Origin of the sequence: Methylomonas sp. DH-1 (assembly GCF_046097555.1) — a bacterium.
GTDB lineage: Bacteria > Pseudomonadota > Gammaproteobacteria > Methylococcales > Methylomonadaceae > Methylomonas > Methylomonas koyamae.
Genome location: NZ_CP143089.1, coordinates 3,441,240 through 3,467,007, shown reverse-complemented (window position 1 = coordinate 3,467,007; position 25,768 = coordinate 3,441,240). Strand labels below are relative to the sequence as shown.

General features: G+C 57.8%; 22 protein-coding genes. 12 read left to right on the top strand and 10 right to left on the bottom strand.

Going from position 1 to position 25,768, the window contains the following annotated elements; all coding sequences use genetic code 11:
• Positions 1 to 31: 31 nt before the first annotated feature.
• The 6 genes from lipA to VXJ35_RS15695 form a co-directional block, all read right to left on the bottom strand.
• Positions 32 to 994, bottom strand: a complete 963-nt coding sequence (gene lipA / locus VXJ35_RS15720; protein WP_064022291.1) for a lipoyl synthase — start codon at positions 992 to 994, stop codon at positions 32 to 34.
• Positions 991 to 1,605 (bottom strand): lipoyl(octanoyl) transferase LipB, encoded by a 615-nt coding sequence (gene lipB, locus VXJ35_RS15715; protein ID WP_082880955.1) that lies wholly within the window; start codon positions 1,603 to 1,605, stop codon positions 991 to 993. The genes lipA and lipB overlap by 4 nt, the downstream gene beginning before the upstream one ends.
• Before the next feature lie 8 nt (positions 1,606 to 1,613).
• Positions 1,614 to 1,880: a YbeD family protein gene (locus tag VXJ35_RS15710; protein WP_064022290.1), complete on the bottom strand. Its 267-nt coding sequence runs from the start codon at positions 1,878 to 1,880 to the stop codon at positions 1,614 to 1,616.
• Positions 1,877 to 2,719, bottom strand: coding sequence for a D-amino acid aminotransferase (locus VXJ35_RS15705; protein WP_064022289.1), 843 nt, complete (start codon positions 2,717 to 2,719; stop codon positions 1,877 to 1,879). Before VXJ35_RS15705 ends, VXJ35_RS15710 begins: the two co-directional genes overlap by 4 nt.
• Positions 2,716 to 3,879, bottom strand: a complete 1,164-nt coding sequence (locus VXJ35_RS15700) for a D-alanyl-D-alanine carboxypeptidase family protein (protein WP_064022288.1) — start codon at positions 3,877 to 3,879, stop codon at positions 2,716 to 2,718. The genes VXJ35_RS15705 and VXJ35_RS15700 overlap by 4 nt, the downstream gene beginning before the upstream one ends.
• Positions 3,880 to 4,007: 128 nt before the next feature.
• On the bottom strand, positions 4,008 to 4,637 hold the full coding sequence (locus tag VXJ35_RS15695) for a metalloregulator ArsR/SmtB family transcription factor (RefSeq protein ID WP_064022287.1): 630 nt from the start codon (positions 4,635 to 4,637) through the stop codon (positions 4,008 to 4,010).
• 198 nt (positions 4,638 to 4,835) lie between these two features.
• Between VXJ35_RS15695 and VXJ35_RS15690 the strand changes: the two genes are divergently transcribed.
• A complete protein-coding gene (locus tag VXJ35_RS15690; protein WP_054758345.1) occupies positions 4,836 to 5,216 on the top strand; it encodes a group 1 truncated hemoglobin in 381 nt (126 codons plus the stop codon).
• Positions 5,217 to 5,231: 15 nt separating this feature from the next.
• On the top strand, positions 5,232 to 6,218 hold the full coding sequence (locus VXJ35_RS15685) for a 2Fe-2S iron-sulfur cluster-binding protein (protein ID WP_064023550.1): 987 nt from the start codon (positions 5,232 to 5,234) through the stop codon (positions 6,216 to 6,218).
• Here the strand turns inward: VXJ35_RS15685 and VXJ35_RS15680 are convergent.
• Positions 6,215 to 7,090 carry a LysR family transcriptional regulator gene (locus VXJ35_RS15680; protein WP_064022286.1) on the bottom strand — a complete coding sequence of 292 codons (876 nt, stop codon included), beginning with the start codon at positions 7,088 to 7,090 and terminating at the stop codon, positions 6,215 to 6,217. The two genes, VXJ35_RS15685 and VXJ35_RS15680, sit on opposite strands and share 4 nt — an antisense overlap.
• A 122-nt stretch (positions 7,091 to 7,212) precedes the next feature.
• Here VXJ35_RS15680 and VXJ35_RS15675 point away from each other — a divergent pair, with 122 nt between their 5' ends.
• The 5 genes from VXJ35_RS15675 to VXJ35_RS15655 all read left to right on the top strand — a co-directional run bounded on the left by VXJ35_RS15675 (position 7,213) and on the right by VXJ35_RS15655 (position 13,160).
• Positions 7,213 to 8,061 carry a hypothetical protein gene (locus VXJ35_RS15675; protein ID WP_064022285.1) on the top strand — a complete coding sequence of 283 codons (849 nt, stop codon included), beginning with the start codon at positions 7,213 to 7,215 and terminating at the stop codon, positions 8,059 to 8,061.
• Positions 8,062 to 8,079: 18 nt separating this feature from the next.
• Complete coding sequence (locus VXJ35_RS15670; protein ID WP_064022284.1) at positions 8,080 to 9,657, top strand: DHA2 family efflux MFS transporter permease subunit; 1,578 nt, start codon at positions 8,080 to 8,082, stop codon at positions 9,655 to 9,657.
• Positions 9,657 to 11,105 carry an efflux transporter outer membrane subunit gene (locus tag VXJ35_RS15665; RefSeq protein WP_064022283.1) on the top strand — a complete coding sequence of 483 codons (1,449 nt, stop codon included), beginning with the start codon at positions 9,657 to 9,659 and terminating at the stop codon, positions 11,103 to 11,105. Before VXJ35_RS15670 ends, VXJ35_RS15665 begins: the two co-directional genes overlap by 1 nt.
• A 5-nt stretch (positions 11,106 to 11,110) precedes the next feature.
• Complete coding sequence (locus VXJ35_RS15660; protein WP_064022282.1) at positions 11,111 to 12,268, top strand: HlyD family efflux transporter periplasmic adaptor subunit; 1,158 nt, start codon at positions 11,111 to 11,113, stop codon at positions 12,266 to 12,268.
• A gap of 157 nt (positions 12,269 to 12,425) precedes the next feature.
• Complete coding sequence (locus VXJ35_RS15655) at positions 12,426 to 13,160, top strand: DUF5765 domain-containing protein (RefSeq protein WP_064022281.1); 735 nt, start codon at positions 12,426 to 12,428, stop codon at positions 13,158 to 13,160.
• Here the strand turns inward: VXJ35_RS15655 and VXJ35_RS15650 are convergent.
• On the bottom strand, positions 13,157 to 14,047 hold the full coding sequence (locus VXJ35_RS15650; protein WP_064022280.1) for a PfkB family carbohydrate kinase: 891 nt from the start codon (positions 14,045 to 14,047) through the stop codon (positions 13,157 to 13,159). The genes VXJ35_RS15655 and VXJ35_RS15650 overlap by 4 nt on opposite strands.
• Positions 14,048 to 14,273: 226 nt before the next feature.
• Here VXJ35_RS15650 and VXJ35_RS15645 point away from each other — a divergent pair, with 226 nt between their 5' ends.
• From VXJ35_RS15645 to VXJ35_RS15625, 5 genes are all read left to right on the top strand, one after another.
• A complete protein-coding gene (locus tag VXJ35_RS15645) occupies positions 14,274 to 15,701 on the top strand; it encodes a circularly permuted type 2 ATP-grasp protein (protein WP_064022279.1) in 1,428 nt (475 codons plus the stop codon).
• The gene (locus tag VXJ35_RS15640) at positions 15,695 to 16,636 is read left to right on the top strand and encodes an alpha-E domain-containing protein (RefSeq protein WP_064022278.1); all 942 of its coding nucleotides are present in this window, start codon (positions 15,695 to 15,697) and stop codon (positions 16,634 to 16,636) included. Before VXJ35_RS15645 ends, VXJ35_RS15640 begins: the two co-directional genes overlap by 7 nt.
• A 100-nt stretch (positions 16,637 to 16,736) precedes the next feature.
• Complete coding sequence (locus VXJ35_RS15635; RefSeq protein ID WP_064022277.1) at positions 16,737 to 17,993, top strand: hypothetical protein; 1,257 nt, start codon at positions 16,737 to 16,739, stop codon at positions 17,991 to 17,993.
• Positions 17,990 to 21,301 (top strand): DUF2126 domain-containing protein, encoded by a 3,312-nt coding sequence (locus VXJ35_RS15630; RefSeq protein WP_064022276.1) that lies wholly within the window; start codon positions 17,990 to 17,992, stop codon positions 21,299 to 21,301. The genes VXJ35_RS15635 and VXJ35_RS15630 overlap by 4 nt, the downstream gene beginning before the upstream one ends.
• Positions 21,302 to 21,447: 146 nt before the next feature.
• On the top strand, positions 21,448 to 22,221 hold the full coding sequence (locus VXJ35_RS15625; protein ID WP_064022275.1) for a PEP-CTERM/exosortase system-associated acyltransferase: 774 nt from the start codon (positions 21,448 to 21,450) through the stop codon (positions 22,219 to 22,221).
• A gap of 23 nt (positions 22,222 to 22,244) precedes the next feature.
• Here VXJ35_RS15625 and prsR read toward each other — a convergent pair whose 3' ends face one another.
• Positions 22,245 to 23,612 carry a PEP-CTERM-box response regulator transcription factor gene (gene prsR / locus VXJ35_RS15620; RefSeq protein ID WP_064022274.1) on the bottom strand — a complete coding sequence of 456 codons (1,368 nt, stop codon included), beginning with the start codon at positions 23,610 to 23,612 and terminating at the stop codon, positions 22,245 to 22,247.
• Positions 23,609 to 25,696, bottom strand: coding sequence for an XrtA/PEP-CTERM system histidine kinase PrsK (gene prsK / locus VXJ35_RS15615; RefSeq protein ID WP_064022273.1), 2,088 nt, complete (start codon positions 25,694 to 25,696; stop codon positions 23,609 to 23,611). Before prsK ends, prsR begins: the two co-directional genes overlap by 4 nt.
• Positions 25,697 to 25,768: the final 72 nt, after the last annotated feature.

The following is a 25,768-nucleotide window of genomic DNA, read 5'->3' as shown; positions in this document are numbered from 1 at the left end:
GCGGTACCAGGGCAGGGTGTCCCCAATCCGTTTATTCGGCCAGACCGGCCGCCTGCAGATCGGCGTGGTAGGACGAGCGGACCAGCGGCGCGCTGGCGACCTGGCGGAAGCCGAGTTCGCGGGCGATCTCGGCATAACGGGCGAATTGGTCCGGGTGGATGTATTCGCGTACCGGCAGATGGTCTTTGCTGGGTTGCAGATATTGGCCCAGCGTCAGCATGCTGCAGCCATGGGCCAGCAAGTCCCGCATCACTTGCACCACTTCGGCCTCGGTTTCGCCGATGCCCAGCATCAGGCCGGATTTGGTCGGTACCTGCGGCAAGCGCTGTTTGTGCCGCTCCAGCAATTTGAGGGAAGTCGGATAATCGGCGCCGGGGCGGGCTTGCAAATACAGGCGCGGCACCGTTTCGAGGTTGTGATTGAACACGTCGCAAGGCTGTTGTTGCAGAATGTCCAATGCGGTGTCCATCCGGCCGCGAAAATCCGGTACCAGAATTTCGATCGTGGTCTGCGGCGAACGGGCCCGGACCTCGGCGATGCAGGCGGCAAAATGGCCGGCTCCGCCGTCGCGCAAGTCGTCGCGGTTGACCGAGGTGATGACGACGTATTTCAAGCCCATCGCGGCGATGGTCTCGGCCAGATTGGCCGGTTCTTCCGAATCGAGCGGCTGGGGTTTGCCGTGGGCCACGTCGCAGAACGGGCAGCGCCGGGTGCACAAATCGCCCATAATCATGAAGGTGGCGGTGCCGTGGCTGAAGCATTCGCCCAGATTGGGGCAGGCGGCTTCTTCGCAAACGCTGTGCAGGCGGTGTTCGCGCAGCGATTGTTTGATCCGGTTGACCTGGTCGCCGCTCGGCAGCTTGACCCGGATCCAATCCGGTTTGCGCAGCGGCGGTTCGCCGGTCTGTTCGACTTTGACCGGTATCCGCGACAGCTTGTCGGCCTTGCGTTGGTGGGTTTGCGGCGTGGTACGGGACGGGGCGTTGAATGTCATGGTTCGATAGCCTTCAGCAATTGGTGGACCAGCGGTACCGCCAGTTCGTGGTTCGCTATGTTAACGCCCAGGTCGGCAAGTTGGGTGACTTGCAGTCCGGGGTAACCGCAGGGATTGATGTCTCGAAACGGGCCAAGATCCATAGCGTTGTTGATACTGATGCCGTGGTAACAGCAGCCGCGTTTGATGCGCAGGCCGAGCGAAGCGATTTTGCGGCCTGCGACATACACCCCCGGCGCATCGGGGCGTGCGGCGGCGGAGATGCCGTACTGGCTCAGCGTGGCGATGGCGGCGTTTTCCAGCAAGCTGACCGTCTGCCGCGGGCCTAGGTTCAAGCGGCGTAAATCGGCCAGCAGGTATACCACCAACTGGCCGGGGCCGTGGTAGGTGATTTGGCCGCCGCGGTCGGAATCAACGATGGGTATGCCGTTGTTGGCCAGCAGGTGTTCGCGTTTGCCGTTCAGGCCTAGCGTATAAACCGGTGGATGTTCGACGATCCAGATTTGGTCGGCACTGTCCGGCGTGCGTTCCGCCGTGTAGCGTTGCATGTCGTGCCAGACCGCGACATAGTCGCGCAGGCCCAACTGGCGCAGTTCGATATTCCGGTTCACTGCTACCGTTACAGCGCCATTAATACGTCCGGGCAGGCGGTCAGGCCCAGATAAATCGCATCCAATTGTTCGCGGCTGGTGGCTTCGATAATGACCGTGACCGCCGTGTAATTGCCGCCTTTGCTGGGTCGGCTGGTGACGGCGCCCTCGCGGATGTCGGGTACGTGGCGGCGAATGATTTCCACGACGATGGCGTCGAAATCGTCGCGGCTTTTGCCCATCGCCTTGATCGGAAACTGGCAGGGAAATTCGAGTAATGAATCGGATTCGCTCATGACAGGGAGTTCTTATAAGCTTGCAGCAATTGGTCCATGCGTTGCCACAGCGGGCCGGGTTTGCCGTCGCCGATTGCCGCGCCGTCCAGGGCTACCACCGGCACGATTTCTCGGGTGGAACTGACCACCCAAACTTCGCTGGCCTGTTGCAGCGCTTCCAGCGCGATGATGTCTTCCCGGTACGGGATTCGATGCGCTTCGGCCAATTCCAGAATCACGTCGCGGGTGATGCCGGGCAGAATGTCGTGGCCTTTCGGCGGCGTGATCAGTTCGCCGTCGATGACGGCGAACACGTTGCTGGCGGCGCCTTCGATGACGTAACCGTTTTTGACCAGAATCGCTTCGGCGCAGCCGCGGTCGACCGCTTCCTGGCGCAGCAGAATGTTGGCCAGCAGCGTGATGGCTTTGATGTCGCACAATTGCCAGCGGGTATCGTCCAGCGTAATGGCTTCGATGCCTTCGCTGCGGCCGGGGAAGGGCTGGATATCGGCAGACATTGCGAACACGGTCGGCGTAGTCTGTTGCGGAAAGGCGTGGTCGCGCTTCGGCGCCCAGCCGCGGGTGATTTGCAGATAAATGTATTGGTCGCGGCCGTCGTCGGCCAGTAAAGGCCGGAATATCGCTTCCCATTCGGCCACGCTGTGCGCCAGCGGCAAACGGATGCCGGCCAAGCTGTTGTTCAGCCTGGCGATGTGGTCTTCCAGCCGGAACAGGCGGCCTTTATAGGCTGGAATCACTTCGTAAACGCCGTCGCCGAATAAAAATCCGCGGTCCAACACCGAGACTTTGGCGTCTGCCAGCGGCAGGTACTCGCCGTTCAAATAGACTTGTTGCGTCATTCTTTCTCCAGTAAGCCGATCGCGGCGTCGTACAGGCGGCGGAATAGGCCGCCTTCGGCCACGCTATCCAATGCCACCAGCGGTTTGCTGGCGATCGCATCGCCAGCCAGCGTGACATTCAAACTGCCCACCGTGTCGCCTTTGTTAAGCGGGGCGAATACGCCTTTGTCGATCTGGGTTTCGGCTTTCAGTTCGTTGAAATGTTTGCGCGGCGCGGTCACGTAAAGGTCTTCCGCCAAGCCGACCGCCAATTTGGAAGTCACGCCCTTGCGGATGCGGGTTTCGGCCAAAGGCTTGCCGCCCTCGTACAGGCGGTGGGTTTCGAAGAAGCGGAAGCCGTAATTCAGCAACGACTGGCTTTCGTTGGAACGGGCATTGGCGCTGGCGGTGCCCATCACGACTGAGATCAGGCGCATGTCTTCGCGTTTGGCCGAAGCGACCATGCAGTAACCGGCGTCGTCGGTAAAGCCGGTTTTCAAGCCGTCGACCGACGGATCGCGCCATAACAGCAGGTTACGGTTTTGTTGGGTGATGCCGTTGTAGGTGAATTCTTTTTGCGAATCCCAGCGGTAGTATTCCGGAAACTCGCGGATCATCGCTTGCGCCAGCAGCGCCAGATCCCGCGCCGAGCTGTAATGGTTGGGGCTGGGCAGGCCGGTGGCGTTTTCGAAATGGCTGTTGGCCATGCCCAGGCGGCTGGCTTGTTCGTTCATCATCGTCGCGAAGGTTTGCTCGCTGCCGGCGACGTGTTCGGCCAAGGCCACGCTGGCGTCGTTACCGGATTGGATAATCATGCCTTGCAGCAAGTCTTCGACCCGGACTTGTTTGTTGACCTCGACGAACATTTTCGAGCCGCCGGTTTCCCAGGCGTTCTGGCTGATCGTGACTTTCTCGTCCAACGTTAAATGTCCGGCCTTCAATTCGCGGAACACCACGTAGGCCGTCATGATTTTGGTCAGACTGGCCGGGGCTACGCGTTTGTCGGCGTCTTTCTCGGCCAGAATCCGGCTGCTGTTGAAATCCAGCAGGAAGTAACTGGAGGCGGCGGCGCTGGGGGCGGCCGGGGTGAAGATCGGTCCGGCGGCCGGCAAAGACAGGCTGGTGAACAGTAACAGCAGCCCGCCAAACAGGCCGAATGTCATGCGAAGAGGTTGGCTCATGATTGCGGTATTCAAAAGTCGTTCGGGAAGCGGCCATTGTACCACCCCCGGCTCGCGCTTAGAAAAACCCGAGCGTTGCGCCAGCGGTGCGCGTCGGCAAGCCCCGGACCGCCGGCGTTCGCTGGGGCTCAGCGTTCGGCGCAGATTTTGAAGCGGCAGGCGCAATCCTGTTGTGCCATACACGCCGTTTGTTCGATGGTGCTGCCCAGTAATGTGCTGATCAGCGCCCGGTCGAATTCGCACAGCTCGGGGATTTGCTGGGCCAAGTCGTGGTAAACGCAATTCACCGCTTTCAGGCTGGGCTGGCCGTCATCGGTTTCCAACTCGGCGCGGTAGCCCAGCGTTTGCATCAATTCGACCAGGGCCTGGCGTTTCGCCTGCGGAGTTTTGCCGCTGAATTGCGGTGCCAACGATTGCGCCAGGTTAACGCCCATCCGCGCCAGCATTTGCCTTAGCGCGGTTTCGCCAAGTTCCGTCTTCAGTTCCGCCAATAATAATTGGCAGAACCAGCCGTATTGCTTGGGCAGGCGGTTGCGTCCCTGTTCCGTCAGCTTGTAGCTGCGCGCCGGCCGGCCGCCGGTACTGTTCAACGCCGCTTCGGCGACCAGTTGTGCTTTTTCCAGCCCCACCAAATGCTGCTTCACCGCATTGCGCGAAATCTGCATTGCGGCGGCCAGTTCGTCGATGCTCAGCCCGTTTGCCGCCGCTAGCAGTAAATTCAGGATTTGGTCTTGGCGGGTGCCGTTGGCTTGGGTCATGGCGCTGCTGCGAATCGTAGGCTGGAGATGGGGTAATTCTATGCCGGAATCCGGGCTTGGCAAAGTATCGGAAAGGCCGATAGCTAATATAAATAAGTTTTATAATACAAATATTGCAAAAGGCGGATGATTGGCTTATTCTGCTCCCGGCTGCTACAAGCCGTAACCGATTCATCCACTCCATATAGGCGGAACAATATGAGCGAAACCACTGCAACTCTGTACGAACAATTGGGCGGCGAAGCCGCGGTTAATGCTGCGGTCGATATCTTCTACCGTAAAGTGCTAAACGACCACCGCATCAACCGCTTCTTCGACAACACCGACATGGACAAACAGGCTGCCAAGCAGAAAGCCTTTTTGACGATGGCCTTCGGCGGTCCCAACAATTATTCGGGGGCCGATATGCGCCGGGCCCATGCCCATCTGGTGAAGAACTTGGGGTTGGACGACTCCCATTTCGATGCGGTGGTCGAAAATCTGGCGACGACCTTGCAGGAATTGAACGTGCCGGATGCCTTGATTCAGCAAGTCGCAGCGATTGCCGAAAGTACGCGTAACGACGTACTGGACCGTTAAGCGGAGATGCAGGCCATGCAGACGCACAAGATCAACCTGGGCCGGCGCGAGTTGATTTGCCAGCCTGGCGAGTCGGTGTTGGACGCTTTACTGCGGGAGCAGGTCGAGATTGCTTACGGCTGCCGGCAGGGGGCTTGCCAGAGCTGCATCGCCCGCAGTCTGGACGGGGCGCCGCCGGCTGCGGCCCAAGCCGGCTTGAAAGACGTGTTGCGCCATCAAAACCACTTCCTGGCCTGCCTGTGCTACCCGGAACGCGATATGGAGATCGGTATCGGTTCGCCGGAGCAGCGTTTTTGCCACGCTACGGTGACCGGTAAGCGCTTGCTCAATGCCGAGACCTTGTTGCTAACTTTGCGTACCGACGAAGCGCTCGACTATTACGCCGGCCAGTTCGTCAATTTGAAGCGCAGCGACGGTTTGCAACGCAGTTATTCGATAGCCAACAACCGGACCCACGCCCACAACTTGACCTTCCATATCCGCCGCTTGGCCGGCGGCCGCTTCAGCGCCTGGGCGCACGACGAACTGCAGCTTGGCGACCTGTTGGAGGTTTCCGATCCGCAAGGCCTGTGTTACTACCTGCCCAGCAATCAGCTGCGCAATTTATTGTTGATCGGCACCGGCAGCGGCCTGGCGCCGCTGGCCGGCATCGTCAGCGAGGCGCTGCACCACGGCCACGCCGGCGAGATTTATCTCTACCACGGCAGCCGGGAAATGGACGGTTTGTATTGGATCGACGAAATGCGCGAGCTGGCAGCGCAATACGCCAATTTTCATTACACGCCCTGCGTATCGCGCGGCGTTGCGGCAGATGGCGTCGCCAGCGGCCGGGCCAACGACGTGGCGATGCAGCGATTGCCGGATTTGCAGGGTTGGCGGGTCTACTTGTGCGGCCACCCGGACATGGTGCAGCAGAGCAAACGCCAGGCTTTCCTGAAAGGCGCCAAATTCGACGACATTTATGCCGACGCGTTTCATGTGGCGTCGGCCACCTTGGACTAACTGCCGAGCGCGGAATAATCCTTTTGCCGTTCGGCGGTTGCCAGGCCGCGCAGTTGAGCCAGGACTTGTTGCAGCACCGGCGAGTCGTTGTCGCGGCCGGACACCATGTAAGCCGGCAACGTGAAGCGCGGGCTGTCCGCCACCGGATGCAAGCGGCCGGATTGCAACAGCGGTGCCGCCAATCGGATCGGCAGAAAGCAGGAGCCGCTGTTTTGCGCCAGGATCAATTGCAGTGCCATCCAACCGATATTGACCACTTGCGCCGAGCGTTCCAGATTGGGAAAGGCATTGCTGTGTTGGGCGTAAAAACCCGGTGCCCAATCGACGAAAATGTAGTCGTCGTTGGGCCAGGGCCGGTCGGGGTCGGTGCTCAGCAGCAATAACGTTTCGTCGAATATGTGCTCCACCAGCAGCCCCGGGCTGTGTTGCGGCGTATACATCATGCCTATGTCCAGCGCGCCGGAAATCAGGCTGCGCATCAAGTCTTCCTCGAAGCCGATATCGGTGCGGATTGAAACATCCGGCATCTGTCGCCGAATCGCGCCTATCCATTCCGGCAACAAGCCTTCGCACAAGGCGATGCGGGCGCCGATGCTGACGCTGTCGCGGAAGCGGCTGGGTAGGCCGATATCGTGGCGGGCCTGTTCCAATGTCAGCAGCAGAGCTTTGGCGTGGCGCAAAAAGCGTTGGCCGGGTTGGGTCAGGCTGGCGCCGGCCCGGTTGCGCACGAACAAGCTGACGCCCAAGTAGGCTTCCAGGCGCTGGATCCGGGTGCTGACCGTCGATTGGGTTACATACAGGCGGTTGGCGGCTTCCAAAAAACTGCCGTTGGCGGCGACGCTTAAAAAGGTTCTGATCTGATCGATATCCATGGTGGCGTAGTATTGATAAGTTCGATATTAAAGTCCAATAAATATCGTTTGTCTTATATCAAATCGGTTTTTATAGTAGAGCTGTATCGATTCGATGGTATCTATTACACTTGGAGGGCACCATGAAGACTTTAATCGATTTGACAAAATTCGTTGCCGCTACACCCAGATGGCTGGTCGGTCTGGCCTTAACCGGTTTGATGGCGGCATGCTCCGCGCCGGCTCTGAAAGCGGTGCAAATTCCCGGCAAGCAATACCAAGCCGTGTTGATTGTGCCGGTTACGGCGCCGCCGCTGGAAGTGATTCCGGATTTGCTGGAACAACACGATGCAGCCTATCGCCATGTGCGAAATATGGCGATGAATCTGGACCTTGAAAAACAGCGCTATCGCACCGCTGGCGGCATTGTCGTCGTTGGCATGGTCGCCGGCAATCCAAGCGACGCCGAGACGCTCGGGACTTTGCCGCCGACTGCGGTCGGTGGCGAGGCAGGCGCCAGCGTCTGGACTCCGGCGAAAACCGTTGGCGAGCAACTGAAAAATCTGCTGGCCTTCGAAAACCGGGTTGCGGTATTGAGTCGCGAAGATTACCCCTTAGTGATAACCAACGACGCCAGCCTGCATGATTGGCATCGAGCGATTCAGGCTTGGTATCGCCAGGATAACAGCACCGGCGCCTACGCCAATCGCGGCCGCTACGACGCCGTGATCGAGTTGGGCGTCGGCCGTTACCGGATCTTCGAAGGGCAAACCTCGTTGCAACTGATGCTGAAGCTGATCGATCCGGCCTCCGGCCACGTGCTGGCCCGGACCCATTCCGAGAGTTTCCGGGTCGACGATGCCGCATTGGCTTCGCTCGAGCGGGACGGCGTGGCGTTCCGACGATTGATCGGCAATATGGCGGCGCCGCTGTTGCGGCAAAGTCTGGGCGATTTGGGGCTGCGCGATTTGCCGGTCGCGGACGAGAGTTGAGGCCGGTTCGGATCAGAGATGAGCGCCGATTTCCCGAAACGCCTGCGCGGTTGGCGGTTCAATTTATTCAACCTGTTGCTTGGCGGCGGCCATGCCTTGGTGATTTTCAACGCCGGCGCCTACATCGCGATGCTGCCCAGGGTGGCGGCCGGTTTGGGCGTGCCGCCCAGTTTCGGCACCTGGACCCAGACCGACTACATGATTGCGCTGGCCTTGGCTTTGCCGCTGGGCGGCTGGTTGGGGCGGCGGTTCGGCGAATATCGGCCCTTGATCTGGGCCTTTGCCGGCTTTGCTGCGGCATCCTGGCTGTGCGCGATGGCCGATGACTTTCATCTGTATCTGGCCGCGCGGGTGGTGCTGGGTTTCTGCGGCGGACTGACCTTGCCCTTGGGCCAGGCGTTGTTGCTCAAGGAGTATCCGGACAAACGCAAGTCGCTGGGTATCGGCGTCTGGAGTCTGTTTACCTTGACGCCGTTTACCTTCGGTCCGCCGCTCGGCGGTTGGGTGGCCGACAATTTGGGTTGGCGCTGGCTGTTTTGGGGCAACATTCCGTTGGCGTTGGCGATTGCCGGACTGCTGGGGGCCTTGCTGTACGGCCGCGGCGGGCCGCACTTGCGGCAACGTCTGGATATTCCCGGTTGCGTCATGGCGATACTGATTTTATTCGGCATACAAACCCTGCTGAACCAGGGCAACGACTGGGATTGGGGCAATTCCGGCTACATCAGGGGGCTAAGCATCGGCGTGGGCGTAATGCTGCTGTACTGGCTGATTTGGGAATGGGGTAGCCGGCGGCCGTTTCTGGATATTCGCTTGTTTGGCCGGCGCAATTTTACGATCGGCGTGATCGGCTTGTTCGCCGGCTTTTTGTGTTTTCAAGGTCTGTTGTCGCTGCTGATCGTGCAATTGCAACTGGCGTTGGGTTACTCGTCGTTTCTGGCCGGCCTGGTGTTTTTGCCGATGGCGATTTTCGCCAAACCGATGGCCGGTGTGTTTCACGAGATCGCCAAACGGGTCGATGCCCGCTTGCTGGCCAGTGCCAATTTGTTGGGCTTTGCCGCCACCTATTTCTGGCTGAGCCGCTTCGATGACCCGGACAGCTTTGCCCAGTTGTTCTGGCCGAAATTGCTGGAAGGTGCCTGTTTGGGCAGCTTTTTCGTGCCGTTGACGGCGTTGTTGTTGCACGGTATTCCGGCCGATAGGCATTGGCGGGCACTGGAATTGGCCAATCTGTTGCGCATTGCCGCCGGCGCGATCGGTATTGCCTTGCAGGGCGTGATTTTCTACCGGCGTACGCCGTTGCATATGACCCGTTTCGCCGAGAATCGAGATGCCTGGTCGGATGCCGGTACGGAGGCGATACAAACCTTGCTGGCTAGCGGCTTCGAAGCCGACGCCGCGCTGGCCAAATTCGCCAAACTGGCCGGCAAGGCCCAAGCTATTCGCGGCTTGAACGATGCGTTTTGGTTGGCCGGTTGCATTTTTCTCGGTTTGGCGGCCTTGGTTTGGCTGGCCGAACCGACTCGGGCCCCGGTTCGTTCCGCGCCGGCCATGCAGCGAGAGCTGGAAGAGACGTTGGCGGAGGAGGATGCCTGATGGCTGCGCTACGTCGGTTTGGCTTGGCTGTATTGGTAATAACAATCGAGGGGTGTGCTTTATTCGGCGCAGACAGCCAGCGCGCACAAATGGCACCGCTACCGGAAATCGAACAAACCCTGGCGCGCACCACTGACGAGATTGCCACGCAAGACCGTTGGCCGGAACAGCGCTGGTGGACGGCGTTCGGCAACGCCACGTTGAACGGCTTAATCGAAACCGCGCTGGCCGCCAATCCGAATCTGAAAGTCGCCGAGGCGCGCCTGCGCCAGGCCGAAACCTTGGCCGATTTCGAAGCCGCCGACCTGTATCCGACCATAGACGCCAACGTCAGCTTTACCGCGCAACGCTTTTCCGCCGATAGCGTGCAGGCCAAATTGGCCGGCCAGCATTTCCGCCATTTACTGATTAATCCGCTGGTGCTGCGCTACCATCTGGATTTTTGGGGGCGCGACGAAGCCAGTCTGCAAAGTGCCGTCGATCGCTCGCTGGCCGCCAGTGCCGAATTGGCCGACGCCCGCTTGTTGTTGGCCACGGCCGTGGCCGGAGCCTATTTCGATTTGCTGGCGGCCGCGGAAAAATGGCAACTGGCGGAACATATCGTCTCCGATTTGGAGACGCTGTTCCGCTTGGAGCAGAGTCGCCGCGCCGCCGGTTTGATCGGTGAGGCGCCGCTGTGGCAAGCCGAACGGAATTGGCATGCGGCCAAACAGACGGCGGCCGGTTTGCGCGCCGAACAGGAATTGCGCCGCAACCAGTTGGCGGCGTTGGCCGGGCAGGGCGCCGATTGGGGGATGCGGATAGCGCTTGACGCTTCGGTGGTGCCGCAAGTGCTGGCCTTGCCGGCCGATCTGCCGTTGCGGTTGCTGGCGCGGCGGCCGGACCTGCATGCCGCCCGCTTGCAGGCGAATGCCGCCGCCGAGGATATTCATGTCGCCAAAACTGCGTTTTATCCGGACGTCAATTTGCTGGCTTTCACCGGCTTCCATAGCGTCAGCCTGGTCGATATTGCCTTGCAAGGCTCGAGTTTGGCCTATGCCGTCGGCCCGTCGATCGAATTTCCGATTTTCGAAGGCGGCCGCTTGCGCGCCCAACTCGGTTACCGGGAAGCCGCCTACGACTTGGCGGTGCAGCGCTACAACGCCGGCTTGCTGCATGCGGTGCAGGATGTCGCCGACGCCTTGAGCCACTGGCACGAACTGGCCGCCAAAGCCGATGAACAACAACAAGCCTTGGCGGCCGCCGAGGCGCAAAACCGGCTCAGCGATAGCCTGATTCGCAACGGTTTGCACGATAACGGGAAGCTAGTGCTGGCGCGGATCGAAGCCAACCGCGAGCGCCTGCTGCTGGCCGGCTTGGCGGCCGAACAACGTAAGAACGCGGTCAGTCTGATCAAAGCCTTGGGTGGCGGTTACCAGGCGGCCGTAGAATCCGCACCCCAACCCTGAACACCATGCAGAAAAAAGTGTATCCCCGCGAAATTCTTCGCCAACGCCGGCGCCGGCTGCGCTGGGTCACGATTTTATTGTTGCTGGCCGCCGCCGGCTATCTGGGCTATTGGTGGCTGACCCAGCGCGAGTGGGTGCGGACCGACGACGCTTTCGTCGCCGGGCATTTGGTCGGCGTCAAGGCCCAGGTCGACGGGACGGTGGTCGAGATCCTGGCCGAGAATACCCAGGCCGTACAAAAGGGCGACGTGCTGGTGCGGCTGGACGGCAATTACGCATTAGTGGCGATGCAACAGGCCGAAGCCGAACTGGCCAAAACCGTGCGCGAGTTTTATATGTTGAAAGCCCGGCTGGAGAGTTTGCGCCAACGTTTGGCCGCCAAGCAAGCGGCAGTGATGCAAGTCGAACACGATTTGCAGCGCTTCAAAGCCGCGGCCGGCGACGGTGCGGTGTCCGATCAGCAAGTGCAGAATGCCGAAGACAAATTGCGCGAGTTGGCCGCGGCGATTCGCGAGACCAGCGCGGAGCGGGACGGCGTGGCCGCCCAGTTGCGCGATTCCGGCGTGGACGACTATCCGGCGGTGGAGCAGGCCAAGAGCCGTTTGCGCCGGGCCTATTTGGATTACCAGCGGCGCGAGGTGCGGGCGCCGGTGTCCGGTTTCGTCGCCAAGCGCAAGGTGCAGGTCGGCGACAATCTGCATGCCGGCGCGGCGCTGATGGTGGTGGTGCCGTTGGACCAAGTGTGGATCGAAGCCAACTTTCTGGAAACCCAGATTGCCGATATTCGCCCGGGCCAGGCCGCCGAGATTCGGGTCGATGCCTTTGGCGGCGAGCGCATTTACCATGGCTTGGTGCAGGGCTTGAATCCCGGTTCCGGCAGCAGTTTTGCGCTGTTGCCGACCGACAACGCCACCGGCAATTTCATTCATATCGCCGAGCGGGTGCAGGTGCGGATTGCGCTGGCGCCGGAAGAATTGCGCGCCGCGCCGTTGCAGCCCGGTTTATCGACATTGACCCGGGTGCATATCGCCGACACCGCCGCGTCGGCGTTGGCTTCTAAGGTGAATCTGGCTGATGCCGCCTACCGCACCGATATTTACCAGCACGAACTGGACGGCGTCGAGGACAAAATCCGCGAGATTATCGCGGCCAACCGTTCCTGACCGATTCGTTGCCGCTGGCTGGAAAACCTACAAAAAATGCTGCAATTCGTGGGCTGTCCGTGTATCTTTGCCCGTTGGTTAACATAACCATAACAATAAATTTAACCGCCAGCCCGACAGGGGCGGCTTTGTCGAATATTTAGCTCACGGATTAACCATGTGTTTTAGCGCCAATATGTCTTTGGGATTGGGAGTGGCCGGGCTGGTCGCGTCCAGCGTCACTTTTTTGGATAAGGACGAAACCTTTTGGGTCAGATTGGCTCGGGCCTATGCGATTTTCCATTTTTCGTTGATGGAGTTCATCCAGTATTTCGCCTATCCGGTCGCCGACCAGTGCGGCTACGGCACCAATTTACTGCTCAGCGAATTGTCGTCGGTGCATATCAGCTTGCAAGCCTTTGCCATCATGCCGGCCTTGGCCACCTATTCGACCGATCCCGGCGCGTTACGCAAAGCCTTTTTCGTCGGTAGCAGCCTGAGTGGCCTGTTTCTGATCTTTACCCGGCTGCCCAACGATTGGCAGTTGTTCGGGATCGATCCCAATTTCATCGGCCGCATGCAGTCCTGCCTGTTCATGGGGATTTACCACATCGGTTACGCGATTTCGAGCGCCTTCGGCTTGCTGGTTACCCACGGCTCGCTGTTCGCGTTGGCTTTGAGCGGGTTTGTCTGGAAAAACAATTGGCGGATCGGCACCTACCATTGCTTCGGCGCCTTGATGACCTTGTTTGTGCCGCAGTGGTTGTTCGGCGTCAGTACCGGCGAAGCGGCGGCGATGTATTGCTTCTATTCGATTCCGATTACCGCCAGCTTCATGCCCTGGTTCAAAAAAATCTTTATCGGCCGGGTCGCGGATGCGGCCGATGGCGTGCCGGCGCGGCAACAGTCCTAGCCGATCAAACTCCAGGCGGCGCTGAACTGGCGGTAAAATTCGGGGTCGCGCACCGTGGCCCCGCGCCGTCCGACGATGGCCGAGGCGAAATCTTGAGCGCGTGCCAGCGTCAACCGCAACGGCCAGCCGCGGTCGATTCCCAATAACACCACGGCGGCGAAGGCGTCGCCGGCGCCGACCGTGTCGACCACCTCAACGCTTGCAGCCGGTTGCACTTCGGCGAATTCGCCGGTTTGGGTCAATGCCAAGGCGCCATGCTCGCCGCGAGTCACCACCACACCCTGCAAATCGTAACGTTGCTGCAATAGCCGCAGCTTGCTGTCGATGGCATGCTCCTCCGGCAGCAATAAGGCCAGTTCTTCATCGTTCAGTTTCAACCAATCGGCGGCGCTCATCCACTGATGGACGGCATCCGCATCCCACCACGGCGCGCGCAAATTGACGTCGAAAAACACCGGGCCGCGCCATTGGCGTTTGATCTGTTCGAATGTTGCGAGGGATACGCCATGCCGCAGCGCCAGGCTGCCGTGGTAGAGCAAGCCCAGCTCGCTGCCGGCGGGTAATTCCATGGCCGCGATGTAATCGTAGGCTTGTTGTTCCAGAATACGGTAACTCGGCTGGCCGTTGTCGATGCTGACCGCGACACTGCCGGTCGGACGGGCAGCGTCTATCTCCACCCCATTTTGACGCATGCCGTGGTTTTGCATGGCCGCCAACAATTCCGCCCCCGCCGCATCCCGGCCAATGCGGCTGACAAATAAAGGTTCGGCGCCCAAGCCTTGCAAATGCCAGGCAACGTTGAACGGTGCTCCGCCGAGAATCCGGCTGCCGTCCGGGAAACAATCGAACAGCGCTTCGCCGAAAATGGTTATCGAATCTGCCGGCATGGTGTCCGCCTGAATTAAAGGTGTGGGGCGGCAACCTTAGCCAATCGGCCGGAAAATGGCAATCGATTGCGGCTGGCAAACGGGGCGGCGTTCGTTTTAGGGGCGGTGGCTGGTGTCTTGTGCACCGATTTGGTGCGTCTATTTCGGCTGGTGTGCGGGGCGGTATTTAACCGGCTGATAAATCAGCATTAATTTGTTTGGCATGTGGTTTGCACTGGATTAAGTCATGAATACACAAAATATTTTCGATGAAATGCGGGCCGGAGACGGCCAGGTGCGGCTGCTGTATCAACCGTTTTCCGAATGGCTGAAAGGCGTCGATCATGCGCAACTGATGCAGAAATCCCGCGAAGCGGAAATGCTGTTCCGGCGGGTCGGCATCACGTTTAACGTTTACGGCGAGGAAGCCGGCGCCGAGCGCTTGATTCCGTTCGACGTGATTCCGCGCATCCTGGCGGCCAACGAGTGGCGCCAGCTTTCGGCCGGCGTGATTCAGCGCGTCGCGGCTTTGAATGCTTTCCTGAACGACTTGTACCACGACCAGGAAATTATCAAGGCCGGCATCGTGCCGGCGACTATCCTGGAAAACGAAATGTACCGGCCGGAAATGCAGGGCGTGGACGTGCCGGGCGGCATCTACGCCCACATCGCCGGTATCGATATCGTGCGTACCGCGGAAAACCAGTTCTATGTGCTGGAAGACAATCTGCGTACCCCGTCCGGCGTCTCGTACATGCTGGAAAACCGCAAAATGATGATGCGCCTGTTTCCGGAACTGTTCCGCCGTTACGCGGTGGCGCCGGTCGAGCATTATCCGCAGGTGTTGTTGAACAACTTGCGTGCGGTGGCGCAGCCCGGCGTGCACGATCCGGTGGTGGTGTTGTTGACGCCGGGCGCCTATAACAGCGCCTATTTCGAGCACGCATTCCTGGCGCAACAAATGGGTATCGAACTGGTGGAAGGCCAGGATCTGTTCTGTAAAGACAACGCAGTGTTCATGCGCACCACCGAAGGGCCGAAACGGGTCGACGTGATTTACCGCCGCATCGACGACGATTTCCTCGATCCGTTGGCGTTCCGCGAAGATTCCATGCTCGGCGTACCGGGGCTGGTTTCGGTATACCGCAACGGCGGGGTGACCTTGGCCAATGCGATTGGCGCCGGCGTCGCCGACGATAAATCGACTTATACCTATGTGCCGGAAATGGTGCGTTTTTACCTGGGCGAGGAACCGATATTGTCGAACGTACCGACCTACAAGTTGGAAAAGCCGGACGATTTGAAATACGTGCTGGAACATTTGGCCGAACTGGTGGTGAAAGAGGTACAGGGTTCCGGCGGCTACGGCATGCTGGTCGGCCCGACTGCGTCCAAGCAGCAAATCGAAGAGTTTCGGGCGCGGATTCTGGCCGAACCGGACAATTACATCGCCCAGCCCACGTTGGCGTTGTCGACCTGTCCGACCTTGGTCGAGCAAGGCGTGGCGCCGCGCCACGTCGATTTGCGGCCGTTCGTGCTGTCCGGCAAGACCGTGACGCTGGTGCCGGGCGGATTGTGCCGGGTGGCGATGCGGGAGGGTTCGTTGGTGGTCAATTCCTCGCAAGGCGGCGGTACCAAAGACACCTGGGTGTTGAACGGAGATAAACCATGCTGAGCCGTACCGCCGATCATTTATATTGGATGGCGCGCTATATCGAGCGTGCCGAAAACATGGCTCGGGTGCTGGACGTGACCGACCGCATGTCGCTGGTGGCCAATAGCGCCTACGACGAAGCGGCGCGCTGGAAACCGCCGGTTTTGATCGCCGACGACGTTGCCGCGTTCGAGCGCGATTACGGTAGCTACACGGCGGCGAACGTGATGCATTACATGGCTTTGGACGAACGCAATCCGTCCAGCATCGTCAGCGCGCTGGGCGCGGCCAGGGAGAACGCCAGGGCGGTGCGGGTGGCGATGTCGTCGGAGATGTGGGAAACCGTCAATGCGCTGTGGTTGGAATTGCGGCAGCGGATTCGGCAGGGCCTGCGCGAAGCCGATATCGGCGAGTTCTGCGATTGGGTCAAGTCGCGCTCGCACCTGTTCCGCGGCGTGACCTTCGGCACCATGTTGCGCGACGACGGCTACAAATTCGTCCGCTTGGGCAGTTTCGTCGAACGTGCCGACAATACCGCGCGCTTGCTGGATGCCAAGTTTCAGTTGCTGTTGCCTAACGAAGACCCGACTGCCGAAATGGATTACTACGAGTGGAGTTCGTTGCTGCGTTCGGTGTCGGCGTTCGAGGCCTACCAGAAAGTCTACCGCGATACGATAGAACCGACCAAAGTGGCCGAGTTACTGGTATTGCGCGACGACATGCCGCGTTCGCTGCATGCCTGTTACGACGAGTTGGCGCCGATTTTGGAGCAACTTTGCCGCCAGCCCGGCTGCGAGTGTTTACGATTGGCCGGCGAGAACCATGCCCGGCTGCATTTCGGACGCATCAACCACATTTTCAACAGCGGTTTGCACGAGTTTTTGCAGGATTTCATCGCCCGTAACAATGCGCTCGGCATCGAGATTCAACGGGCGTTTCTGAATAGCCCGGATTAGCCGGTTTGGCCCGGCCGTCCGCAGCGTTTCTAAGCGCGGCGGCGGCCAGTACGGCCAAACCCAATGCAGGTAACGGATAGAAAGCGTTAGAGGAAACAGGATGGTTAATTCATTGATTCACCCCAAGCAGGGCGATAAGGCCAATTCGGCTTGGTTCGAGGAGTTTTTGGTCCGGTTGTTGGAAAACCGCGACCGCACCGGGTTGAGCGACATGATTCGCGAAATCGATGCGTTGATGATCACGGTCGAGCCCGGATGTTCGGCGGCTTACGTCAGCGAGTTGGCTCTGATGACGCCTTACCACTACTTGGTCACGTTGGAATCGGAGTCGCATTGGACCCATATCCTGCGCATCGATATGGAGTCGCCGGATTTGTTGGTGCGCGAGGTGCGCGATCCGGGGCGCGGCGATATTTTCCGCAGCTTGAACGAGGTGTATCCGATCGGGGCGCATAAACCCAACTCGCGCTACATGGGCGAGATTTTCCGGGTCAGCAATCTGCACGAAGTGGTGGAGCAGCAAAAAGGCCGGGAAATCCGCTTTTTCAATCAGGACCAAATCCGCAAACTGGAATTGCCCGGCAATATGGCGATCGTCAAGCCGTCGCCGTATACGCACAACGTCGTCGCTTATTGGGAGCGGCCGCCGGAAGATATGCGGGTGTATGCATTAGGCAACAGCGTGATTCTGGACGAAGTCAACCGCGGTTACCATGCCGCCAAGGCCATTCAAGAAGACTTGGGGCTGGATAAACTGATCCGGCCTATCGACCATTTGGCAACCCGCGTTTACAGCCAGAACCGGGAAGTGGCGATACTGGAGTATCTGACCCTGTCCAGTTACTACTATTGGGGGTCGTACGATATCGCCAACCAGAATTCGTCGACCAACGTCACCAAAAGCATCCATTACGCCGATGAGCGGATCAGCCCGGCCAAAGTCTTTACGGCGGCGAACCAGCCCTATTTCGTCAACCATTTGGTGGGCTTGCCGTCGCCGACCGAAAATTTCGTGCGCAATTACGGGCCGCGCCTGCACCATCTGGCTCTGGCAGTCGCCGACGGCGAGACCGGCAACCAGGCCAACATCGATTACGTGGTGGATGCGATTCGGGCTCGGGGTAAGGATTTCCTGCTGGATGTAATCGGTTCGCGCGAAGAAGGTTTGAAGCAGATTTTTTCCAGCGCATCCGAACACTCGTCGTTGATTATCGAATACGTGCAGCGGTTCGGCGATTTCGACGGTTTTTTTACCAAGCAAAACGTCGCCGAATTGACCCATGCCGCCGGCGTGGAGGAAAACTTGCGGCTATTACAGGCTGAAAGCGAAGCCGCCAATCCATTGGTGAATGCATGAGTATTCGTGTCGCGATAAACCACAAGACCAGCTATTTCTACGATAAGCCGGTGCAATTGACGCCGCACGTGTTGCGGCTACGGCCGGCCGTGCATTCGCGGACGCCGATTTCGGCCTATTCGCTGCGGGTCAAACCGGAAAAGCACTTTATCAATTGGCTGCAAGACCCGTTCGGCAACTATTTGGCGAGGCTGGTGTTTCCGGAAAAAACCCGGGAGTTTTCGATCGAGGTGGATTTGATCGCCGAAATGACGGTGATTAATCCATTCGACTTTTTCCTGGAGGAATATGCCGAGAAATATCCGTTCGCATATCCTGAGCAATTAGCCAAGGAGCTGGCGCCGTATTTGGAAGTTAGGGAGCAGGGACCGTTGCTGACCGAATTTCTGAAAGCTTTGCCGCGCAGCGAGCAGGGTGTGGTCGATTTTCTGGTGGCGGCCAACCAGGCGGTCAATCAAACGGTGGCTTACTCGATCCGGATGGAACCGGGCGTGCAAAGCTGCGAAGAAACCTTAACGAAGAAGTTGGGGTCTTGCCGCGATTCCGGCTGGCTGCTGGTGCAAGTGTTGCGCCACATGGGTTTGGCGGCGCGCTTCGTATCCGGCTATTTGGTGCAATTAGTGGCCGACGTTAAGGCCTTGGACGGGCCGTCCGGCACCGATCACGATTTCACCGATTTACACGCCTGGGCCGAAGTGTATATCCCCGGCGCCGGCTGGGTCGGCCTGGATCCGACTTCGGGGTTGTTTGCCGGCGAGGGTCACATTCCGCTGGCCTGCACCGCCGATTACGTCAGTGCGGCACCGGTTAGCGGCGGATTTGTCGGCCAGGCGGAAACGCGTTTCGAATTTGCCAACCGCGTCAGCCGGATACACGAGGATCCGCGCGTCACCAAACCTTACACCGAACGGCAATGGGCCGAGATCGATGCGTTGGGCGAGAAAGTCGACGCCGAACTGCTGGCCGGCGACGTCCGGCTGACGATGGGCGGCGAGCCGACCTTCGTTTCGATCGATAACATGGATGCGCCGGAATGGAACACGGAAGCCGACGGCTTGGAAAAACGCAAATTGGCGGGGAAATTGATTCGGCGCTTGCGCGACAGTTTTGCCCCGGGCGGTTTGTTGTACTTCGGCCAAGGCAAATGGTATCCGGGCGAGCCGTTGCCGCGCTGGCAGTTGGCGTGTTTCTGGCGCAAAGACGGCGCGCCGGTTTGGAAAAACCCAGGCTTGCTGGCCGACGAAAGCCGGGATTACGGATTCGCCCGCGAGCAGGCCGACTCGTTTGTACGCGATTTGGCGAAGCGGCTGGGCTTGAAGAGTTCGTTTATCGTGCCGGGCTACGAGGACCCGTTACATTACTTGCACCAGGAAAGTTTATTGCCGGCCAATCTGGACCCGAAGCGGGCCGATTTGACCGACGAATTGGAACGGCAGCGGCTGGCGCGGATTCTGAGCGGCGATTTGGGCGCTCCGGTAGGTTACGCGTTGCCGTTGCATTGGCGTTACAAGACCCGGTCCTGGAACAGCGCGCTCTGGTCTTTCCGCCGCGGCGAGATGTATTTGTTGCCCGGAGATTCGGCGATGGGTCTGCGTTTGCCGTTGAATAGCCTGCCGTGGGTGCCGTTCGAGCGCCGGGAGCAGCCGGTCGAGCGCAGTTTGTACGATAGCGTCGAACCGCTGGGCGATATAGATTCCGAAGTCAGTCGGCGCTACAGCCAAACTGCGAAGCAGGAATGGCATCCGCCCGAAATGGAGGCCGTGGACGAGCGCGACTCGAGCGATCCGCTGTGGATACCGCATACCGCGCTGGTGGTGGAGAGCAGGGAAGGGCGGTTGTATGTGTTTCTGCCGCCGACCAACGAATTGGAGCACTATCTGGATCTCATCGCCTCGGTTGAGGCCACTGCGGCGGCATTGAAGCTGCCGGTCGTGATAGAAGGCTACCAGCCACCGCACGATTTGCGCTTGAACCGCTTGCCGGTGACGCCGGATCCCGGTGTGATCGAGGTCAATATCCATCCCGCGGCGAGTTGGCGCGAGTTGGTCGAGAATACGGCGACGCTTTACGAAGATGCCCGCCTGACCCGGTTGAGTACCGAGAAGTTCATGCTGGACGGCCGCCATACCGGCACCGGCGGCGGCAACCATGTCACGTTGGGCGGTATTACCCCGGCGGACAGCCCGATTCTGCGGCGTCCCGACTTGCTGCGCAGTTTGGTCACTTATTGGCAACATCATCCTGCTTTGTCGTATTTGTTCTCGGGTTTGTTCATCGGCCCAACCAGCCAAGCGCCGCGGGTCGACGAAGCCCGTAACGACAGTTTGTACGAGCTAGAGATAGCGTTTCAACAAATGCCCGACGGCGAAGTGCCGGCTCCCTGGTTGGTGGACCGGCTGTTGCGCAATTTGTTGGTCGATATGACCGGAAATACCCACCGCGCCGAGTTTTGCATCGATAAGCTGTATGCGCCGGGCAGCGATGCCGGGCGGTTGGGCTTGCTGGAATTGCGGGCTTTCGAAATGCCGCCGCACGCGCGGATGAGTCTGATGCAAATGTTGCTGCTCAGAACCCTGGTGGCTTGGTTTTGGCGTCAGCCTTACCGGAAGCCGCTGGTGCGCTGGGGTACGCAATTGCACGATAAATACATGCTGCCGCATTTTATCGCCAGCGATATTCAAGATGTGGCGCGCGATCTACAGACGGCCGGTTACGATTTCAAAAGCGAATGGTTTGCGCCGTTTTTGGAGTTCCGGTTTCCGCATATCGGCAGTTTGCGCGTCGGCGATTTGCAGTTGGATTTACATCAAGCGATCGAGCCCTGGCATGTACTCGGCGAGGAAATCACCAGCGGCGGCACCGCACGGTATGTGGATTCTTCGGTCGAACGGCTGCAAGTTTCGCTGAACGGGGCGATGGGCGAGCGTTATCTATTGAGTTGTAACGGCCGGCGCGTGCCGCTGCAGCCGACGGGCAAGCAGGGCGAGATGGTGGCCGGGATTCGCTACCGGGCCTGGAATCCGCCGTCGGCTTTGCATCCAACCATCGGCGTACAGGCTCCCTTGGTATTCGATCTGATCGATACCTGGAACGGGCGTTCGGTTGGCGGATGCACCTACCATGTCAGTCATCCCGGCGGGCGCAATTACGATACCTTGCCGGTGAATGCTTATGAAGCCGAAGGCCGGCGGGTCAGCCGGTTTTTGCGACATGGTTATACGCCGAGTACCGGTTCTGCCGAATTGCCTGCCGAAGAAACGAACAGGGACTATCCGTTGACTTTGGATTTGCGCTGGAATGCCCGCTAGCTAACTTGCCGTCTCGGTGGAGGCCAAGGTTTTTTGTCAAGCGGTTTTAAAATTAATAGAATTGATATACCATCTTGAAATGGCTTGTGAAAAAGTTTCCATAGTTATTTGAACTTGTTAAACAAATTTATTAAGTGTGGTGTCGCGTGACTCAGAATCCGCATTCTTTCGATAGTTGTTTCGAGGTGTTTTTAGCCGATACCCCCGAGGCAGAGGAAATCCATTACCGCATTCGTTATCGAGTCTATTGCGACGAGTTGGGCTTCGAAGACAAGCAGCTTTTTCCGGACGGACTCGAGCGCGACGAGTGGGACGCCAACGCGGTACATTTCCTGGTCCGGCACAAATTCAGCGGCGAATGGCTCGGCGCCCTGAGGTTGGTTAGGCCGGAACGGCAGCGTTTTCCGTTCGAAGAGCACTGCGCGCCATACCGAGGCCTTGCCAAAGCCAGTTACAGTCGTGCGGTAGAGATTTCGAGGCTTTGCGTTGTTAAGGAAGCCAGACGGTTCGCATTGCGAAAACACCATTCCCCGATAGACGGTAGGCCGGGGAATGTCAGTTTTTTACATGATTATCGGAACCTGAATAGAAGTATCATGTGGGGGCTTTACCGGGCGGCGACGGTTTATTCGGCTCGAAGCGGTATCGACGATTGGTTTATTTTGGTAACACCGGCGTTGGCGTATTTTGTTAGCAAGGAAGGCTTTCGCATGCGCCAAATCGGCGATGCTTGCGATCACCGAGGACAGCGTACGCCCTACCGTTTGAGCGTCAAGCATATCCTGCAAAATCCGTTATGGCAGCAGGATTACCAACAAGATTACCGCTTGTATTCGGAATTTGCCGAAACCCGTGCGGTCCGCTACGGCGGCCGAGATTTGCGGCAAATCGGGGTAGTGTCCTTCGTGTCCGGCGCCTGATCTATTCGCTGCGAAGCCTTCGGTTAGTCTTCGGAATGGTTACGGACCAAGCCTTGTAAGCCGTATTTTTCGAACAAACCATATAGCGTAGGTCGGGTTACTCCGAGCAATTTCGCTGCTTCCGATACGTTGTTGTCTGCATAGTTCAGGGCGCGCTTGATGGCTACCGTCTCGGCCGCTTCCCGTACCGATTTCAGGTTCAAAGGCATAGTATTTTCTGCCGGCTGACCAATCTCCAGGTCGGCCGCGGTGACGAAATTGCCGTCGGACAAAATCGTTGCCCGTTTGATTTTATTCTCCATCTCCCGGATATTGCCCGGCCAGTGGTAGGCTTCCATCGCTTGGGCGGCATCGTGGGAAAAATGTTTTTCCTTCAGGTTGTTTTCCCGGCAGTAGCGTTGCAGCAAGGCGTTGGCAATGGTGGTAACGTCGCCTTCGCGGTCGCGTAGCGGCGGGATGTCGACTACGATTTCGCTCAGCCGGTAGTACAAATCGCCGCGGAATGTGCCTTGATCGATCAGGTCGGGTAATTTCCGGTGAGTCGCGCAGATAATGCGGACGTCGATTGGGATCTCTTTACGGCCTCCCAGCCTTTCTATTATCCGCTCCTGGATGAAGCGGAGCAATTTGGCCTGTAAGGCGAAAGGCAAGTCGCCGATCTCGTCCAGGAAAAAGGTACCACCTTGAGCATATTCGATTTTGCCTTTGGTTTGGGCGACCGCACCGGTAAACGCGCCTTTTTCGTAGCCGAACAATTCGCTTTCCAGTAACGTTTCCGGTATCGCTGCGCAATTCACTGCGACAAATGGCTGCTCTGACCGCGTGCTTAGCCGGTGCAACGCTCGGGCTAGCAGTTCTTTACCGGTCCCGCTTTCGCCGAGCAGTAGAACCGTGGCTTGGGTAGGGGCAATTTTCTCGACCATCCGCATCACCGCCTGCATTTGCGGGCTGGTGGCAATAACGCCGTGCAGCGGCTTTTGCTGCTGCAGATTTTGGTAGTCGCGTTCCAGCGCATCCAAATGAAAGGCGCGTTCGATGATTAAACCGAGAATGTCGGGATCGACCGGTTTTTGGTAAAAATCGTAGGCGCCCAGTGCGACGGCGTGAATTGCGTTGGCGCGATCGTCGTTACCGGTAACGACGATTATTTTGGTGGCCGGAGCCAGCGCCAGTATTTCCCGCAATGTCGCCAAGCCTTCGCTGGCATTGGTCGGATCCGGCGGTAACCCCAAATCCAGCGTCACAACGCTAGGCGTATATCTTCTGATCGCGGCGATGGCTTCGTTCCGGTTGCCGGCAATCACGACTTCGTATTGTTCGAAGCTCCATTTCAACTGTTTCTGCAACCCCGGGTCGTCTTCGACAACGAGCAATATTCTTGATTGGGTCATTGAGTCCTTGGTTTATCGGAAATGAGTTTCGCTAACGGCAGTTTTATTGTGAACGTGGTGCCCTGGCCGGGTTTGCTGTCGACATGAATCTGGCCGGCGTTTTTGGTAATGTAATCCCGAGCTTCATAGGCACCTATACCCATGCCGGCGTTACCTTTGGTGGTGTCGAACGGTTTGAACAGGCGTTCGGCTATGAACTGCTGGTCCATGCCTACGCCGTTATCCATGATCTTGATTTGAGCATAGTCCTGGTTTTTTGTTAATTCAAGCTTCACCCAGCCGCCGCTGTTCCGGGTGGCGTCCTGAGCGTTTTGTACCAGGTTGGTGAGTATATTGGTTAGTTTGATCTTATCTGCAGAGACCGGGCATTCGTCTAAATCGGTATCCAGGGTAACCGGCGGCGATCCCAGGTGTTGTTGGGCAATCGAGCGGGCGATCGCGGCGAGGTTGACCACACTATTGGCAGCGGCTTGCGGTTCGCCCTGCTTTAACTGTTCCACGATATGGTGCATTTTTTTGACGACGTTATTCAGCGTATCGATGGTGTCGTCGAAAAAGTCCGGGTTATGTTTGTGTTTTTCGGCGTTTCTGACAATCAACGAGATTTGCGCCACTAAATTTTTCAAATCGTGTACCAGGAACGCGGAGAGCCTGTGGTAGGTTTCGAATTGGCGGTTGTTAGCCAATTCTTCGCTGGCTCGGTTTAGAGCTAATGCATTGGCGAGTTGCATGCCGACGGTTTTTAGTAAGTCATGGTCTTCCCAATTCAGTTTTCTGGGTACTCTGGCTTGGGTCAATACGACAAAAGCTTCCAGTTTGTTCAGGTGAAATAACGGTACTATCAGCCAGACTTGGCTGTCTTCATAGCACCAGGGCGATAGGTCGATGTCATCGTAAACCTCGGGGGCATGGGACAGTTCAAAGAAATCTATCACCCATTGCTTATTAGCCAAGTAGAGCGGGAGGTCGCCAACGTTATGCAGGTAATCGATTTCCTGCGCCGTTAACCTCAAGTTCTGTTCGGCGGCCAGAAAAAATCTACCTTGATCGTTTTTTAACCACAATCCGCCGCCCGTACTTTCCACCAAATCGGTCAAGGTATTGATAATAAAGCCTTTCAATTCCTCCAGGGATTCAAGTTTGGCCAGCGCCTTACTGATTTTGAGCCATTCCTCGCGATAGTCGTAACTGTAGTGAAAGAAATGCTTGCTAAAGTAAACTTTGACTAAGGCCCTGATCTTGCCGGATGTAAACGGTACGACCAGTAACAACAACGCCAAAAATATGAACACGGCCTGCGCAGTCTCGCCCCATTCGGTATTGGCGCGTTTGATATAAAACCCGGCGAATGACATTAAAATTAAATAGACACCGCATCCGAATAGGATCGTGGTGTAAAAAATAGTCTTGCGGGGAGTTGTCAGGTCCTGGCCGTCACTGTTAAGCTTAAGGCGGGTAGCTGTGATTGCCAAAAATGGGGTTATCATGGCGTTTGTAACGCCCCGTGACTGCCAGAGTGCGAAGTCTAGATGGTTGAATAATAAAGATTTGCTATAAACCAGCAAGTCAACAGCAAAAACCGCTCCAAGGCTGATACACAGGAATTTCAAGTTCCACCGTTGTTTTAAGGGGGTGCTTCGGTAGAGTTGCTCCACCAGGATTAAGCCGAGAACTGCAAACACGACGTGTCCGGCAAATCTGGGGTCGGCATCTATAACAGTTGTGACCAACTTTAACGATTCCGGAAAAGACTCCAAACACAGAATTATTAAGACAAATGTTGTAATCGCAATGCTGGTGTGCCCCTTAAACAGTTGCTTGTAGTTATTGTAACGTTGCTTGGAAAGCAAAGCGCCTAACAGAAAAAACCAAGCGCCATTGCGTATGGTTTCGTGAGCTAGGGTGTCGGCATAAAAGTAGTGGCTGCTTTTTGTTGCAAACGTCACGCTCGTTGACCATATGGCTGAGCACAGAACTGCTATTATGAAAGGGTAATGCCGGTTTTTGTTGAAGACAACAAAAACGAATAAGGTTACGTACGCGACACTAGCAGTCAAGTAGCTGTAATAAATGTAGTTTTCCATGTTTGGTCGTTAGTGGCCGCACGCTTACTTTGCCATTATAACCAGCGAGTCAGTGTTATTGATATGGTTTGG